This is a genomic window from Nitrospira sp. Vd2 (assembly GCF_979581665.1).
Map to the genome: position 1 here is coordinate 90,499 of NZ_CEFZSK010000022.1, position 16,112 is coordinate 106,610.

General features: G+C 59.6%; 14 protein-coding genes. 7 read left to right on the forward strand and 7 right to left on the reverse strand.

All coding sequences use genetic code 11. The annotated features are described in order from the left end of the window. Window positions 1-2 precede the first annotated feature (2 nt). Entirely contained in the window at window positions 3-1,115 is a 1,113-nt protein-coding gene (locus tag AC1U7K_RS09980; protein WP_480251069.1) for a HupE/UreJ family protein, read from the forward strand. 47 nt (window positions 1,116-1,162) lie between these two features. Here AC1U7K_RS09980 and AC1U7K_RS09985 read toward each other — a convergent pair whose 3' ends face one another. Both AC1U7K_RS09985 and AC1U7K_RS09990 read right to left on the reverse strand, forming a co-directional pair. Continuing rightward, entirely contained in the window at window positions 1,163-1,588 is a 426-nt protein-coding gene (locus AC1U7K_RS09985; protein ID WP_480251070.1) for a response regulator, read from the reverse strand. A 43-nt stretch (window positions 1,589-1,631) separates the two neighbouring features. After that, on the reverse strand, window positions 1,632-1,997 hold the full coding sequence (locus AC1U7K_RS09990) for a response regulator (RefSeq protein ID WP_480251071.1): 366 nt from the start codon (window positions 1,995-1,997) through the stop codon (window positions 1,632-1,634). A gap of 436 nt (window positions 1,998-2,433) precedes the next feature. Between AC1U7K_RS09990 and AC1U7K_RS09995 the strand changes: the two genes are divergently transcribed. The 3 genes from AC1U7K_RS09995 to AC1U7K_RS10005 all read left to right on the forward strand — a co-directional run bounded on the left by AC1U7K_RS09995 (window position 2,434) and on the right by AC1U7K_RS10005 (window position 7,623). After that, window positions 2,434-5,409 carry a M66 family metalloprotease gene (locus AC1U7K_RS09995; RefSeq protein ID WP_480251072.1) on the forward strand — a complete coding sequence of 992 codons (2,976 nt, stop codon included), beginning with the start codon at window positions 2,434-2,436 and terminating at the stop codon, window positions 5,407-5,409. 2 nt (window positions 5,410-5,411) lie between these two features. Then, a complete protein-coding gene (locus AC1U7K_RS10000) occupies window positions 5,412-6,137 on the forward strand; it encodes a hypothetical protein (protein ID WP_480251073.1) in 726 nt (241 codons plus the stop codon). Window positions 6,138-6,282: 145 nt separating this feature from the next. Beyond that, a complete protein-coding gene (locus AC1U7K_RS10005) occupies window positions 6,283-7,623 on the forward strand; it encodes an IS1380 family transposase (RefSeq protein ID WP_480251074.1) in 1,341 nt (446 codons plus the stop codon). 694 nt (window positions 7,624-8,317) lie between these two features. On the opposite strand, the gene AC1U7K_RS10010 is transcribed toward AC1U7K_RS10005, so the two are convergent. From AC1U7K_RS10010 to AC1U7K_RS10030, 5 genes are all read right to left on the reverse strand, one after another. Further along, window positions 8,318-8,683 carry a TSUP family transporter gene (locus AC1U7K_RS10010; protein WP_480251076.1) on the reverse strand — a complete coding sequence of 122 codons (366 nt, stop codon included), beginning with the start codon at window positions 8,681-8,683 and terminating at the stop codon, window positions 8,318-8,320. A gap of 86 nt (window positions 8,684-8,769) precedes the next feature. Further along, window positions 8,770-9,528, reverse strand: coding sequence for a F0F1 ATP synthase subunit gamma (locus AC1U7K_RS10015; RefSeq protein WP_480251077.1), 759 nt, complete (start codon window positions 9,526-9,528; stop codon window positions 8,770-8,772). Continuing rightward, window positions 9,470-10,660, reverse strand: coding sequence for an alpha-glucan family phosphorylase (gene glgP, locus AC1U7K_RS10020; RefSeq protein WP_480251078.1), 1,191 nt, complete (start codon window positions 10,658-10,660; stop codon window positions 9,470-9,472). The genes AC1U7K_RS10015 and glgP overlap by 59 nt, the downstream gene beginning before the upstream one ends. Window positions 10,661-10,698: 38 nt before the next feature. Continuing rightward, the gene (locus AC1U7K_RS10025; RefSeq protein WP_480251080.1) at window positions 10,699-11,802 is read right to left on the reverse strand and encodes a bile acid:sodium symporter family protein; all 1,104 of its coding nucleotides are present in this window, start codon (window positions 11,800-11,802) and stop codon (window positions 10,699-10,701) included. Window positions 11,803-12,284: 482 nt separating this feature from the next. After that, window positions 12,285-12,497: a hypothetical protein gene (locus AC1U7K_RS10030; RefSeq protein ID WP_480251081.1), complete on the reverse strand. Its 213-nt coding sequence runs from the start codon at window positions 12,495-12,497 to the stop codon at window positions 12,285-12,287. 880 nt (window positions 12,498-13,377) lie between these two features. On the opposite strand from AC1U7K_RS10030, the gene AC1U7K_RS10035 reads away from it, so the two are divergent. The 3 genes from AC1U7K_RS10035 (at window position 13,378) to AC1U7K_RS10045 (ending at window position 16,106) form a co-directional block, all read left to right on the forward strand. Further along, complete coding sequence (locus AC1U7K_RS10035) at window positions 13,378-14,391, forward strand: DUF4118 domain-containing protein (RefSeq protein ID WP_480251082.1); 1,014 nt, start codon at window positions 13,378-13,380, stop codon at window positions 14,389-14,391. An 85-nt stretch (window positions 14,392-14,476) separates the two neighbouring features. Then, complete coding sequence (locus AC1U7K_RS10040; RefSeq protein WP_480251084.1) at window positions 14,477-14,623, forward strand: hypothetical protein; 147 nt, start codon at window positions 14,477-14,479, stop codon at window positions 14,621-14,623. 265 nt (window positions 14,624-14,888) lie between these two features. Further along, a complete protein-coding gene (locus tag AC1U7K_RS10045; RefSeq protein WP_480251294.1) occupies window positions 14,889-16,106 on the forward strand; it encodes a chondroitinase-B domain-containing protein in 1,218 nt (405 codons plus the stop codon). Window positions 16,107-16,112: the final 6 nt, after the last annotated feature.

The following is a 16,112-nucleotide window of genomic DNA, read 5'->3' on the forward strand; positions in this document are numbered from 1 at the left end:
CTTTGTGGCTGTTCGTCCTGCTCGCGGCGTGCTTGTCCGGCCCGCTCTCGACCTCTGATCTGTACGCTCATCCGGTCGCACAAGGTCGATTGGAAATCGTGATGGCGCATGATCGCATCATCCTGCATGCCACCGTGACGCATGAGGAACTCCTCGTCACTGCAGCCACACTTCCCGCTCTCAGCTCGCCTGACGTGCGACTGAAAAGGCACGGGGAGTATTTACTCGAACACATTCGGCTCATCGGGAATGGACAGCGTCTGGAGGGAAAGATCATCCAGACCCCGGCCGCGTACTCGCCCTGGCTGCCATATACGTTCGAATACCGAGTCTCACCAGATCGAGTCGCCTCGCTGAAGATCGAAGAAGACGTCCTGCGTGAGTTCGAGTTTGCCCCCGGAAATCCATGGGAAGCCTCCTATATCGTTCGGATCACCCAGGACGGCCGGGAACCAGTCGACGGCGTCCTGCTGTCGTTCCGCGAGCCTGTTGAAGTCACAGGCATCGCCAGTGGCGCCCGGTCCTTTCGTGATACAGCGACTGAGGGAAAGGCGTTTCTGCAGCATGGCATCATGCACATCCTATCCGGCTATGATCATCTCTTGTTCGTGGGTGCCCTCTTGCTTGGAGCCCGCACGCTGATGAGTGTGGTGACAATCATCACGATCTTCACGGTAGCCCACACGCTGACGCTGATTGTAGCGACCTTCAATATCTTCTCTCTGCCTCCGCGAATTGTAGAACCGGTGATCGCAGGCAGCATCATCGTCATGGCGATCAAGAATCTCTTTGATCCCGCGGCGGAGGACAACTGGCTTCATTGGCTCATCACGTTTGTCTTCGGACTCTTTCACGGGTTGGGGTTTGCCGGAGGGCTCGTGGAGGCGATGGCCAGTCTGCCGACATCGCACACGCTTCTCGCGCTCGCCGCGTTCAGCGTCGGCGTCGAGCTCGCGCATCAAATGGTGATCCTGCCTTCCTATTCGGCGCTCACGCTGACCCGGTATGTGTTGCCCCGCCGTCAGCAGGACCAGCCGATTGTCCGGAGCTGTGCCTCCATCGTGATTGCGGTCCTCGGGGCTTTCTATCTCGTGAGTGCGGTGAGGCAGGGATAAATTCAGAATCGTGCATCATGCGTGATCGCCGATTCTGGCACGTGGCTTCATAGAGGCACGCAGGACGGCGCGGCCGAAGGCCATTGTGCAAGTCCGCGAAGCCCACAGGAGTTCCTCATCTCATTTTTAGAAATGCCTCCTGATCTTGAACAGTAGGTCGCCATAAGACACGGTTTGGTGACCACGTCGGCCGCACCCACCTTCATGACGGCCTGTAACTTTTCTTTCTCCATACTTGCCGTGACGACGATGACCGGGATATTGGCGTGCCGCTGCCGCATGTGCGTCAATACCGCCACGCCGTCCATACCAGGCATCCGAATATCGAGCAACACACCGTCGATCGAACCTCTGTCAATGTGCTGAAGGGCTTCGGCCCCGCTTCTCGCCGTCAGCACGCGGTAGTGTGCATCTGCCAGCCTGTCCGCTAATACTTCCCGGATGTCCGGATCGTCATCGACCAAGAGGATCACCTTCTGTTCCATGGCGAAGCCCGCACCTGCCGCTCAGGCATCGTTAGCTCAGCGCGCTTCTCACAGACTCCCTCAACTGCTCCGGAACGAACGGCTTCTTCAAACACGCCACCGCACCGAAATCGATCGCCGTCTGCAGCGGATCAAACCCGAGATAGTGGCCGCCACCAGACATCGCAATGATCTTCGCGGCTGGATCGCGCCGCCGCAGCTCACGAATGACCTCGAGCCCGTCCCGTTCCGGCATGAAAATATCCGTAATAATGAGATTCACGGCGACACCGAGTGAGAGTTCCAACGCCTCTCGGCCATTCCGAGCCTCGATCACGTCGTATCGCGCTTCCTTCAGGAGATGCACCAGCATCTCACGTGTGCCTGTGTTGTCCTCTATGACGAGAATCGTCGGCACCTGACTACTCCGTATTGAATGTGAGGTGATGTATGGCGGTCTCGGCTCTGCGCTCATGCCATGACGCCAATGGTGAGGGGCAATCAGTGTGCCAGCGGAAGGACCGGTGTAGAGAGAAAGCGATAAGTCGCTGATCGATCGGGGGAGTGGGCGTAACGAGATACGGTCAATCCCGAAAGGGTTAAATCAGAGTGAGAAGGATCACCACAGTATCCATTTCCATTGCACTCATTATCGAATGGGATATGCACGGCATATCCGGGCTCTGCATTCGAGCATGCGGGCATGGCGTCGATTCTCGCTGACTGACGAGTATGAGCGGGTATTTCGTTCTGCCGTTCTTTGTGCCGCTCTCCATTTTTAGATGGTCCCCCTAGGGCCGTTTTCCTCCAGATCACTTCCGCCTCCCTGACATCACTCGCCCCGGGTTCGGGGTATGAGTGCGTCCAGCCCGGAAGTGCCCCGGCACGCCGTCGCGGACCACCATGAAGGAGAGTGGATTACGCCGCGTCTCATCATTGCGACGACGATTTCGATTCTGCTGATCGTGCTCGCACTTCTCCCCTCGGGGCCTGCCGTTCTCTCTGTCGTGCCGGATCGGGATGGCGACGGATTGGACGATCACGTCGAAGCACGCCTGGGCACCGATCCGCTCAAGAAGGACACCGATGGTGACGGACTCGAGGATGGCTGGGAAGTGTTCGGCAGCGTGCCGGCCTTTGCCGGGCCGGGTGGCAATTCGACGGCGGTCGCGATTCCCGGGGCCAATCCATTGCGCAAGGACATCTACGTCGAAGTGGATTGGATGCGTGATGCCACCCACACTCATGCGTTTCGGCGTGCCGGGCGTGATCGCGTCGAAGACGCGTTTACGCGTGCACCCGTCAACAATCCGAGTGGGGAGGTCGGCGTTAACATCCATATCGATGCCGGGCAGCTCGGCGGCGGCGGCGATGAGATCGAGCATCAGCAAATTCTTGCGGTGGGGACCGGATATATTTCCACGCCCGGCCTTGGCGATCTGGGGCAGGGGGCGGGCATCGCGATTGGCAACATCGACAATAATCCCGCTCCGGACATTGTCCTCCTCGCGTATGATAACCCCGCCGGCCCCAACAGCTTTCGCTATCGGATCGGCTGGAACGTGAATCGCGACGGCATTCCGTCAACGTGGAGCGAAGCCGCCAACACGCCGTGGAGCGCCGACATCCAGGTGGGCGGGGTTGGCAATGAAGGGCAAGGGGCCGGCGTTCGGTTGATCGATCTCGACAACAACGGGCGCCCCGAGTTGGTCCTGATGGCGTACGACAACCCAGGCGGGCCGAACTCGTTTCGCTACAAGATCGGGCGAGACTTGACCGTCGGCGGCATTGCGAGCAGTTGGAGCGCCACGATCGAAGTGGCCGGCGTCGGCGATGAAGGCCAAGGGGCCGGCCTCACGTTCACGAATCTGGACGGCAACGCGCGGCCCGAGTTGATCCTCATGGCATACGACAATCCCGGTGGCCCCAACACGTTTCGCTATCGTGTCGGGTGGAACGTCGATACGAACGGGCACGCCACGGGATGGACCGGAATCATCCAAGTCGACGGCGTCGGGAATGAGGGACAAGGGGCGGACGTCGACGTCGCGGATCTCGACCTCAATGGCAGACCCGATCTGATCGTGATGGCGTACGACAACCCCGCCGGGCCGAACTCCTATCGCTACCGGATCGGGTGGAACCTTGATGCGGCGGGCAACGCGGCGGAGTGGCAATCCGGCTATGTGACCTATCCGGGTGCCGGCAACGAGGGGGACGGGGGCGGCCTCGCCGTGGCGAACCTCGATGGCGGGCGTACGGATCTCCTGCTGCTCGCGGACGACGCCCCATCGGGCGCCAACAACTTTCGCATGAATATCGCGTACGACCTCGACGCGGCGGGTGAGGCGGTGCATTACGATTATTACAAGGCGCGCTTTTTCAATCCGGCCCGCGCGGGGATCTATCACTATTGCATCTTTGCCCACGATTACTGGCAAGGCGGCAGCTCGTCCGGCTTGTCGTTCTCGAACCGTGATTACATTGTGACGCTTGGCAGTTGGTTCGCGCAGACGGGCGACGACAACGATCAATCGGGCGCGTTCATGCATGAATTGGGACACAACTTGGGGCTCGGCCACGGTGGGGATTCGGGCGTGAACAACAAGCCGAATTATCCGAGCATCATGAATTACAACAACACCTATACCGTGGACATCGATTATGACGGCAGCTTGGACGGCCCGCTCGATTACTCCCATGGCTTTCTCCCGGCGCTCAACGAAAACGCCTTGAACGAGAATCTCGGCGTGGCGCAATACGTGACGACCGAAGGCGTGGGCAACGAGGGCGACGGGGCGGATCTCGCCGTGTGGGATCTCGATGGGAACGGAATTGAAGATCTCGTTTTGCTGGCCTACGACGCGCCGAGCGGCCCGAACAACATTCGCTATAAGATCGGCTACGACGTGACCGGACGCGCCGTTCCGCGAGGGTGGACCAACGGCTATGTGCTCCAGCCGGGGTTCGGCGATCTCGGACAAGGTGCCGGGGTGGAGTTGGTCGATCTCAACAATAACGGCCGCCCGGAGATGATCGTCCTCGTCTACGACAATCCCGCCGGTCAGAACAATTTGCGGTATCGGATCGGTTGGGACGTCAATGCGCAAGGGAAGACCAGCAATTGGAGCCGCACCTACATGGTGGACGGTATGGGATGGGAGGGCCAAGGTGCCGGGATCGCGGCCACGAACCTCGATGCTGATCCACGTCCCGATCTCCTCGTCGTCGTGTATGACAATCCACCAGGCCCCAATAATTTCCGCTACAAGATCGCCTGGAACATCGGACCGGGCGGTGCGGTGACGTCGTGGAGCGGCGTGACGCAAGTCGACGGCGTCGGCGATGAAGGGCAGGGAGCGGGCGCGGCGTTCTTCAATTTGGACGGGAATCCGCGGCCGGAATTGTTCCTCATGGCGTACGACAATCCAGCAGGGCCGAACACGTTTCGCGTGAAGGTCGGCTGGAACGTGAATACGGGCGGCATCGCGTCGAGCTGGTCCAACTATACGGCCTACGCGGGCGTGGGGAACGAGGGACAGGGAGCCGGCATCCGCGTGTTCGATGCGAGCGGAAACGGCCGGCCCGAATTCATCTTGATGGCGTATGATAATCCTGCCGGTCCGAACACCTTCCGCTACCGCGTTGGGCGTGATCTCGGCCGGGATGGCGGTCTGGGACAGCCGTTCGGATTCCCGCGCGACTGGAACGGAAACGGCGTCTTCGATTCGTCCGTGAGCGTCAACATCAACGGAGATCGCGACGGCAATGGCAATCCGATCTTGGGCATCCTTACGGACTGGAACGATTGGGCGCATCTGAGCTACTGATCATGCATTTATTTTCTCGCTCACAGGTGGCGCCACGGGCGCAGGCGTTGTTGCTCGGCATGGTGCTCCTTGGCCCGTCATTCGTCTTGGGACAGGGGCCGCCGGTCGAACAAAAGCGAGAGCCGATTGCCCCACCGCTGCTCCACCAGGCGCCGGTGCTCAAACCACCGCTCGTCGAGCGTCCGTTTCGTGGGGAAATCCGGCGTCTGCTTCCGCGGCACGTGGAAGTCGACGTCAAGGATCAAGCCGAGACGGTCACGTTGCCCGTGCAGGAGGAGTGGGCTCGGCAGCTCAAGTTGAATCCCGGCGCCGTCTACCAGATTCTCGCCCATCAGCGTCATACGCCCGGTGGTGTCACAACGGCCATCAAGTTCCACGACGATCGAGGCCTCTATGCGCTCGCGGAATCGATCCATGACGTGCAGCTCTTCACGCCCGGAGAGCGTGAAGGCCTCGAGGTGGAGCAACAGCCGCAGCGGGCAAGGACGTTCGTGTACGAAGACGCCTGCAAGAGCGTCTACAACGTACCGACCGAATTCATGCTCGGGCGGGAACGCATCCTGATGCAGCCCTACGAGACCAAACAGGTCGAGTTGCAGGGACAGTCGTATACGCTCACGCTAAACCACAGCCAATTCATTGTGCTGAAGGAGTGCCCGATCCCGTTTGAGGGCGGTCACTCTCAAGTCGACTACAGCCTGGTGCGGACGGCTGCGGCCGAACGATAGCTCCGGCGGCGATCCTCGTCTCCGCTTCATGCCGACCTAGCTGAATAATTCACGACTGTGGCAATAAAAAAAGCTATCGAGGCTCGAAACTGTGCTATAGGAGCGGCGACCAAGCAGCTACTCCGTACAGGTGAGAGGAGCCCCGATGGCAACAGACTGTATATCGCACCTCACGTTTGAATTCTATGACAAACTGAAGCCGGTAGTGGCCCGCTTTGATCAGGCGCACGCCAGTACGGATGGCGGCGTCGTGTTGCTCAAGGCGCTGGATGACCGCCTCCACCTGACCGATCAGTTGGCCGGCGGTCTGTCGGACCGCCGGGATCCAGACAAGATCCGGCACACGGTCCGCGACCTGCTGCGGCAACGGATCTTTGGCTTGGCCTGTGGGTACGAGGACGCGAACGACGCCGCCCGGCTGGCGGATGATCCGCTGCACAAGCTGGCCGTGGGCCGGGATCCGCTCACCGGGGCGGCCCTCGCCTCGCAGCCGACCCTGTCCCGGTTTGAAAATGCCGTGGAGCCGCGGGTGCTGTATCGGATGGGGCGAACCGTCGTGGACACGGTCATTGCGCACCATCGGCGGCGGCTGAAGGGCCGGGCCCAGCGCATCACGATTGATCTGGACCCGACCGACGACCCGACGCATGGGCAGCAAGAGTTCACCTTCTTCAATGGCCACTACGACACCTGGTGCTATCTGCCGTTGGTGGCCACGCTGACGTTCAATGACGAAGCCGAGCAGTATCTGGTGGCCATCGTCCTGCGCCCAGGCAACAGTCCGGCCACGCGGGGGGCCGGTGGGCTGCTGCGGACCCTGGGGCGCCGTCTGCGCCGAGCGTTCCCCGGCGCCGCCCTCCGAGTCCGTGTCGATGGCGGCTTCGCCGGGAACGACTGGCTGGACTGCCTGGAGACGCAGGGGGTCGAGTATGTGGTGGGCATGGCGAGCAACGCGCGACTGGTGCAGCGCGCCGGGCGGTTGCTGGGGGAAGCCTACGGCCTGTCCAAGTACAGTGGCCGCACCAAGCACGTGTTCGGGGAGACGCGCTATGCCGCCCGGAGTTGGTCCCATCGGCGGCGGGTGATCATCAAGGCGGAGGTCGTCCGGCTGCCGGGGCGGGATCCCAAATGCAATCCCCGCTTTGTCGTGACCAATCTCTGTGAGACGCCCGCCACGGTGTATGCGATTTACTGTCAGCGGGGCGACATGGAGAACCGGCTCAAGGAGTTGCACGAGGGCCTCGCCTTGGGCCGGACGAGTTGCACACGGTTCTGGGCCAATCAATTCCGCGTGCTGCTGACTGCGGCGGCCTACGTGTTGCTCCAGGAATTGCGCCGCCAGGCCCAGGGCACCACCTGTGCCACGGCGCAGGTCTCCACCTTGCGGGAGCGGCTGCTGAAGCTGGCCGTGTGGGTGGAACGGTCGGTGCGCCGGCTCGTCTTGCATCTGCCTCGGGCCGCGCCCTGGGGCACGACGTGGCAGTGACTGGCGGTGGCAGTGGGCGCGGTACCCGGCTAACCGCACGACGGACTTCGTGCAGGAAGGTGGCACCGGGTACACAGACAGGAGACGTGTGTCATGATGCCCTCGCGCCGCACATCCCCCGGCGGCCAGGCCCTCGCTCACAGCGCCGAATCTGTGGCATCCACCGCCGTCAGCCCCCGTCACAGGGATCAGATGAGCGGCTTGGTCATTCAGATGGGCTTCCATTTGTCTTCTGACCATCGGTCATGAATAATGCGGGATAGGAGACGAGACTCAGCTCATGGCCTCTGCTGGAGCACCCCCACCTGAGGGCGATCCCCAGTATGACCGGGGCTGCCCACCCCCGTAGAATCCCCACATCCATGCGATCGCCTCGCAGTTCCGCATTCGTGCAAGACCTGATCCGTGAAGGAGAACGGACAAGCGCAGCCTAGGCCGTCCTTCGGTCAAACGGCGGCGAGCAGGAGCGGATTTTCGCACGGTGCGATTCGTGCGGATCCGCTCGGCTGGCAGGACGGAAGCCGAAGCAATGAGACGTTCCCGGCGGGGTTCCGAACGACCATTTCGAAGAATGCCGCCGAAACCGTCGGCGACGCCCAGCGGAGTTGCCGCAGTCGCCATGTCCAACAGCGTGGAGAAGGACTTCGAGCAAAAAAAGACGATCCGGCGGCTCTGAGCGAAGGACCTAGCATGATCACGACTTTACCAAGAGCATCTTGAGAGCGACTGCCAGCATGGCCGCTTCAAAAATCCGCTCCAGCGCGACGTTCGAGATCCCGATCGCCAGCTTGGCTCCGATGTACCCTCCGAATAAGAAGCCGATGCAGACGAACAGCACGATTTCGAGATTGACGTTCCCCTCTTTATAGTAGGTCCATACGGCGGGGAGCCCGATGGGCGGCACCATGAGCGCGAGCGTCGTTCCTTGTGCCTGGTGCTGAGAGAGCCCAACGAGAAAGAGCAGGACGGGCACGATGATCACGCCTCCGCCGATGCCGATCAATCCGCTGAGGACCCCGGCCGCCACGCCGAGCACGATGTACAGCACGTCGTCCGCCATGTTGGATTCCCTTTCTTTGAATAGGTTCAAGCACGTTGCCGTGCGCCCGGCATCGAAGAACGGATCGATGCATGGCCACGCAGATTCTACTGATGCCTGAGCGTCTCGGCACTCAGCATGATCACCTCGATTTCTTCCGTGATCTCCTCTTGGCGCGACATGTTGCGCCTGAGGAGCAGTTCCCCCATGTCTCGTTCCAAGCGCCGGATCGCCTGATCCATATGCTGGAATCGGCGTTGATTTTCCGCCATCAAGGAACTGTAGAAAACTTCGTGCAAGAGACTGAACAGATGCTCATCGAGGAGATGAGTGGCAAAAGCCAAGGGATCGAAAACCAGGCGTTTGCCTTCCTCGTCATGAGGGTGGGCCTTGCCTGCCACGATGAGCTGGACCGGACGATCCTGGCGACACAGCATTTTCGCGAGCCGGTCTGGATCGTGCAACAACAAATTCGGGCGCTTGTACTCGGCGAATCGACGGGCAAATCCAAGAGTGAGCGAGTTCGTGTCGAGCACATGTCCAGCCTGTTGAATATGATCAGCCGCCGCGCCGCGCTCTTGCATTTGGCGAACCAGGCGGCGACGGGCGTACCGAATGAGCACGAGGCGCTGAGCGGTGCGGAACGACCACAGATCTTCGTCCTTTATCTGCTCAATGAACGCACATAACTCATCGAGATCGCCCAACCAACGCGATTTGCCGCAAGCCCGCGTCCAAAGCGCATCCGCTTCCTGAGAATCCCAGGTAGGGACGTGCACGCCGTTCGTCACATGTCCAATCGGAACTTCATGGGGGGGGCCAGTTCGGAAAGAGCGGCTGAAAAATGCTTCGGCTGACCGTTCCATGAAGAGCGCTGACACCGTTCACCGCGCCGCTTCCGCGCATCGCGAGGAAGGCCATGTTGAACGGCTCATCCCGGTTGCCTGCATCCTTGCGTCCCAGGGCTAACAGATTGTCTATCGGCACATGGATCAAGTCAGCGAGTGCAGCCGCATAAGGATGAATCAACTGCGGTGAAAACCGGTCGAACGCCGCTTCGACCGCGGTATGGGTGGTGAACACGTTGCCGGCTCTCGTAGCCTGTAGTGCGACAGAAAACGGATGCCCAGTCTGGCGCATGAAGCTCAACGCGCGCGCGAGCACCGCAAACGCGGCGTGTCCCTCGTTGAGATGGCAGATCTCGGCAGTGATGCCGAGTGCTTCGAGTGTGCGCCACCCTCCGATACCTAGTATGATCTCCTGAATAAGGCGCGATCGCTCGTCCGTGGGATAGAGATGAGCGGTGGCTCCGCGGTCGGGAGGGGTATTGAGGGGGTCGTTGCTGTCCAGTAAATACAGCGTCACCTTCCCCACACGGGCTTGCCACACCCGGAGGACCATCGGTCTGCCAGGCAGGTCCAGGTGGATTCTCAGCCAGCCGCCTTCGTTATTGGACGCGGGCGTGATCGGCAGACTCATGGGATCGTTATAAGGAAAGGCTTCGCCTTGGCGGCCATCGGGATCCAGCATTTGTCGAAAGTATCCCTGTTGGTAGAGGAGTCCGATTCCGACCACCGGGACGCCTAAGTCGCTTGCCGTTTTCAGGAAATCGCCCGCCAAAATGCCCAGACCACCTGAATAGATCGGGAGAGCCTCCCCGAGTCCGAATTCCATGCTGAAATATGCGATGCCTTTCAGGGCTTGCCCGGCGTGCTCGCGTCCAAACCAGCCCGGGTCCCGAAGATAGCGCTGGCGCTGATGCAGCCATCTTCGGAGTTCCTCTTTAAAGTCGAAGTCCGCGGCGGCCTCTTCAAGACGGGCTTGCGAGACACTTTGCAAAATAAAGTACGGATTGCCGGTACGCTCCCAGGCCTCGGGATCCAGCATCTCCCAGAGTTGGTCGGTGGTATGGCTCCAGGTCCAGCGGAGATCGAGCGCGAGGTCGGCCAATCCCTCGATCTCCGGCGGGAGGGGACGGTTAAAAAAATACGCTAACATGCTTCGCCGCTCCTTGGTTTAGATCCTGATCCAATTTACTAGAACACGGCTGGCGGTCGCTTGTCATCGACGATGAGCATAGACTTAGCCTCCTGGAACCTCCGATTGATGATCATCCTTCCCATCACCTCATGCACACTTCCCGCCACCAGGTGCTGAACCAAGTTGTAGAAAATGATCGGCACCATGACTCTTGGATAGGAAGCGAGTGCCAGGGATGCCAAGACCAACCCAGACCCGTTGTTGTTCATCCCCAAACCGTACACGAGTGAGACCTGAGCCGCCTGCTCTACCTTGAGCAGGCGGCTCAGCCCATACCCCGAGGCGAACGCTGTGAAACACAGCCCTATAGTAATCGCCAACGTCACGGCCAGGAAGTCAAGGTCACCGTCGGCCATGGCGTCGGGGAGAGACACTGAGGCATTCGAGTAATTCAAAAGCAATAGATCGACGGAATTGATGAGTTTCAGGTACGGCATGGCTGAAGTCAGCCACGTATCCCGCACCATGAACCGCACGGCAAGGCCGAGCACTGACGGCAGCACAACCCAGAGGCCAAGAAAGGTTCCTGCCCCATATGCGGCAAGACCGTCTAGAACCGTCTCATACTCGTCCGCGGCCATTTCGCCGAACACCTGAAACGCCACTGGTGTGATGAGGGGACTTAGAATGGTTGAAAAGAGGACCAATCCCAAGCTTAAAGCCAAATTACCATTGGAATTCTGCGCCCAGGCCGTTGAAGACCCTGCGATCGGCATGGCGGCGACCAAAGCCAAGCCCACGAGAATGTGTTGAGCTTCGCTTGGGTCATACCAGAGCCGCATCACCAAGGTGACGCCAAAGATATACGCCATGGGAATCACCAGATTGGCAGCTAGGCCGACAAACAACACGAACTTTTTTTGCATGACGGTCTGCAAGTCCGACGTCTTAAGGCCAAGCCCCGCGTTGAACATCAGTGAAGCGAGCATGATCATCAGTAACGAGATGTGCGTCTTTTCTTGAAACATCGTGGGGTCGCCGAAAGACACACTCCTGAGCCATAAACCAGCAGTCGGGGCAACCGCGGCAATGGCGTACGCAGCGAGCAAGAACCAGAGCAAGTGATGATGGAAAAACTGGGCCAGCGCGAGAAACGTCACTTTACGCTTAGCCATGAAAGAGGTGGGTTCTATGGATCCGAACCCTAACGTTGATTGATTTATGAGGCACGAGGGCCAGCATCCGACCCTCGCGGGTTTGTAGCTTTCTTACACCGGGTCGTAACACGACAATGCGACCCGCTGCCTGCCATCACACTGTTCGCCATTAAGCTGCAGCTGCTTAAAATCGCCTGTTCAGAGTCCAGCTTTATCTCAAAGATTTGAGGGATGATGTAGGGCTTCTTCGCTGGATTGCAGTCGTTCATGCGAAGTCCCTTTAATAATGTTTCCTGATGGGGAAGGAGCCCGTGGCATAACAAGGCGGCAACCGTACGCTCGCTCACCGATCAGCCTTCGGATTTCGTATAGGTCCCACGACTACACGATGCTCCCACCACTCATCCAGGAGTTGGAGAGGGGTTTCTGACCCTGGAGCCAGCATGCGGGGGGTCCCCCCCACGCTGGCTCCACGACCGTGCACTCTACTTCTTTCCATGATGCTCTGTGTGACTCTTGGCTGCCTCTTCTGCATGATGCATGGCATGCAGATGGTGGCCATGCGCAACATGGGCATGGTGGGCTGCCTTTTCGTGATTACCAGCTTCATGATGTTTGGCCGCTTCCTTATGATGACGGGACGCATGATCATGATGGTCGGCAGCTTTCTGATGATGGTCTCTGGCGTGTTTGGACATGGAACCTCCTTTAACTGGTATTGGTATGGATTGAGCGAACCCGACTCGTCGCCGGCACACATATTAGAGCTCGTAAGACAGATGACTTCTTTCACTAGACCCGTAGTTGCTCGCCAGCTGTCCTCTGTCAGGGCTGTGCAGCAACCGTGCCTGGAGGCTGCGCGTATGTGCAGTACCAGCTTCACGCCTCTATCGTTCGATGCACAGCTGTCTCCTTCCGTCCCATCCCGTAGCAAGTGGTGAGCCCATGACCTTTTTCTTGGTCAAGGGCAACGGATGATCGCCTCAATCGTGAATGAAGGCGGCGACTTTTTTTACAGAGGGTAGCAGAACTTCTCAGCGCATGTGCCAAGAAAGTGCTCCTTATAGAGGTTTCTTCTCAGCCCTCTTGATGACATGTGTTAGGACACTCAACCTGCGTCATTCTGACACGGGTGCGTCAACCTGACAGGGAGAATGGTTATTTCTTTTCCGCCAGCTCCAACAGCCTCTCCGTTGCAGTGCGAAAGAGGCTGAGAAACACCGCGACGAACAGCAGAATGATGGATTAACGGGTGCATGAGACATGGGCCGTCCCGACAATTTCCGGAGTCGAACGGCTTCAGGGGTCCCCTTGCTGTACACCGGCAACAGGGACAATTCCTTGGACAGCGGGAAAAACAATTCTCCATTGGCAGCCCTGGCCTATCGATCGCCGGCTACTGGTGGCGGTGCGGCATTTGCACGTTTCACTCGCTGCGGGAATGAAAGCTTTTTGATTGCCTCCGCGTGGACACCTGCCGCTCTTGTTCCGTATGTGGGTGAATCCACTCTCGTGTATCCGCTCGTTCATCGGCTTTTCAGCAACACCATAAAGGAGCGGCCATGGAAAGGAGCGGCGATGGCTGAACGCGACACATCGATGATGGAAAAAGGACGGGCGGCACCCATGGAAGCCGTCCTGGAACCGCTGACCGGGGCGGACACTTCCTGGTTGCACCGGTACGGCCTGGCGGTCCTGTGTGCGGCCGGCGCGGTGGCGGCGCGCTGGATGCTCGATCCGGTCCTCGGGAACCGCCTGTTCCTGACCCCGATTTACGGTTTTGTCGCGCTGACGGTGTGGCGCGCCGGCTGGGGCCCTGCGTTGTTCACCGCTTTCCTCGGTTACGTCGCAGTCAACTGGTTGTTTCTCGAACCCCGCCGCGTATTCGGCCCAGGCATCCCGCATCTCTGGAGTCTGATCGCCTACCTGTTCAGCATCCTCGCGATCGTGGGTTTCGGGGAAGCCATGCGGCGCGCCCGTCACCAAGCTCGATGCAGCGCCGCTCTCGCCTTGGAACAGCGGCGCAACTTGGAGGTCGAGGTGGAGGAGCGCAGGCAGGCGGAAGAGGCCTTGCGTGAAAGCGAGAATCGGCTTCGTCTGGCATTGGCGGCGGGACGAATGGGTGCGTGGGAGGTGGATCTGGAAACAGGGCGGATGAACGGGGATGCCAGAGAGTACGCGCTCCTCGACTGGCCCGAGGGCGAGGGCGTTCCTTCACTCCAACAGTTTTACTCACAGCTGCATCCCGACGATCAGCCTCGCGTGCAAGAGGCGGTCGATGACGCCCTGGTGGGCGCCGGCGAGTTGGAACAGGAATTCCGGATCGTCAAACAGGACGGGACGATCCGTTGGCTTGCCGAGAGAGGGCTGACGCTCAACGACGACCACGGCACTCCTCGGCGCAGAGTCGGAATCCACTACGACATGACCGACCGGAAGGCGATGGAAGAACAGCTCCGCTGGTCCGCGCAGGAGCTGGAGGCGCGCGTCCATGCCGACCTAGCTGATCTTCACCCCTCTTACCGCACGCGCAGACTACCGCACCCAACAAAGCCTGAGCAGTACTGCGCAGAACTCTGCCTGACTTTTTAACTCATGTATGCCTCATTGCGCTTATCCGCCGCCGCGTTCTATAGGGAAACGTTCGATAACCCAGATAGCGAGCCTGGGTAGACCCATGAGTTGGTTCGACCTATTGGTGGTGAAGGCGCACCTGATGCGAGAATGGCTGTTGACTTTGTTGATTCCCGCCTTTTTTCTCTGCCTCGGGATCGCAATTTATGTGACGTGGAAGGCTCGCCGGGGTGTTGCGCGCCACCGCTAGGGTCTGCGCTGTTGTGTCCGCGCACGGACTGAGCTCATCCGAACGCCGAGAGGCTCGGTGGCGCTCCCCTCTGGTCCAAGGTCGCGAGTCAGGAGTCTCATGCGTTTGATGGAACGATCGGCGTCTTGTTCGTGTGACGCCTGCCTGCTCGCTGCTGGACACGTCCATGAAGAGTGGTCAACGGTGGCTCGAAGAGGTCTCTGAGCAAAGGCCTAGGCCGACTGCCGTCTCACCAGGAAAGACAGGAAGGAGGGACGCGGTGACGATGAAACGTTTCATTGGGCACTTTTTCAAGCAGAGGGCCACGGAAGTGACCCAACATGCCAAATATGGACTCGAAGGTCTCGAGGCGCGTGTCTTGTTCAGCGCCGATCTCGCGAGCGCCGCGGCGGCTTTGCAGACGCCACAGACTTCGACCGCCGCTCCTCCCGCTGCCGCGATCATCGAAGCGGTCACGGCCAATAGTCCCAACAGTACCGGCATGGCGATGCACAGTCAGACCGACTTTTCGCCCTCGCTCGCTCCACGGTCGTCGCCGTCGACACCGACCGCGGTCTTTTACGTCTCGCCCGGCGGCTCGGACTCGAATGCCGGCACCGCCGCGGCCCCGTGGCGGACGATCCAGCATGCGGCGGAAAGCCTCCAGGCGGGACAAACCGCTATCGTTCGCGATGGTGTGTATGAAGAGGGCCAGATCAGCTTCAAGCACTCGGGCACGGCGACGAATCCGATTACCATTCAAGCGGAGCACAAGTGGGGCGCCGTCTTGAGCTCGGTCTCCGGCAACTCCGAGGCCATCAGCATCACGCAGAGCTACATTACGATCCAAGATCTTCGGATCTCGGTCTCCCCGCATAATGAGGGCGGAGCCGCGAGCAGCTCGAACGCGGCGATTCGCATCTGGGGAACCAACGTGCCTGATGCCTCGAACCCGACGACCGGGACACAGGGCGCAACCATTCGAGGGGTGTTGGTCGATGCCAGCCCGCAACGCGCGGTCGGCATCAAGACGAATCAGGATTACACCGTGGTGGAAAACTGCGAAGTCCATTCGTCAATCGAGGCGTTTAACAATTACGGCACGATCTTTCGGAACAACACCGTTTATACGGGTGATGTGTGGGGCAGCTATGTGTACGGCAAGGGCGGCGTGCGGAACTTGCAGATTTATGGGAACGTCGTCCACATGAACAACTCGAATGGATGGGGTGTGTTCCTCGGAGGAAACTCCGGTGGCTGGTGGTACGATTCCTCCACGCATTACGAAGCGTACGATTCATCGGCGTACAACAACACCATCTACAATGAATCTGGGAATCCGTCAGCCGGTGTGCTGGGGTTTGCCGGCAGCTATAACTGCACCATCCATGACAATACCGTGATAGGCGGGGGCCAGACGTTCATGGCCAGAGGGGCATTTGCCGGAGAGGATCCACGGACTATGCCCGTGAACTCCAACTTCTTCAATAACACCTCTCGATAGCACACC

Coding starts and splice junctions, on each gene's coding strand:
- AC1U7K_RS10030 (WP_480251081.1), bottom strand. CDS start 12,497: ATGTCCAAACACGCCAGAGACCATCATCAGAAAGCTGCCGACCATCAT.
- AC1U7K_RS10005 (WP_480251074.1), top strand. CDS start 6,283: ATGGCAACAGACTGTATATCGCACCTCACGTTTGAATTCTATGACAAA.
- glgP (WP_480251078.1), bottom strand. CDS start 10,660: ATGTTAGCGTATTTTTTTAACCGTCCCCTCCCGCCGGAGATCGAGGGA.
- AC1U7K_RS10040 (WP_480251084.1), top strand. CDS start 14,477: ATGAGTTGGTTCGACCTATTGGTGGTGAAGGCGCACCTGATGCGAGAA.
- AC1U7K_RS09995 (WP_480251072.1), top strand. CDS start 2,434: ATGAGTGCGTCCAGCCCGGAAGTGCCCCGGCACGCCGTCGCGGACCAC.
- AC1U7K_RS10000 (WP_480251073.1), top strand. CDS start 5,412: ATGCATTTATTTTCTCGCTCACAGGTGGCGCCACGGGCGCAGGCGTTG.
- AC1U7K_RS10010 (WP_480251076.1), bottom strand. CDS start 8,683: ATGGCGGACGACGTGCTGTACATCGTGCTCGGCGTGGCGGCCGGGGTC.
- AC1U7K_RS10015 (WP_480251077.1), bottom strand. CDS start 9,528: ATGGAACGGTCAGCCGAAGCATTTTTCAGCCGCTCTTTCCGAACTGGC.
- AC1U7K_RS10035 (WP_480251082.1), top strand. CDS start 13,378: ATGGCTGAACGCGACACATCGATGATGGAAAAAGGACGGGCGGCACCC.
- AC1U7K_RS10045 (WP_480251294.1), top strand. CDS start 14,889: ATGAAACGTTTCATTGGGCACTTTTTCAAGCAGAGGGCCACGGAAGTG.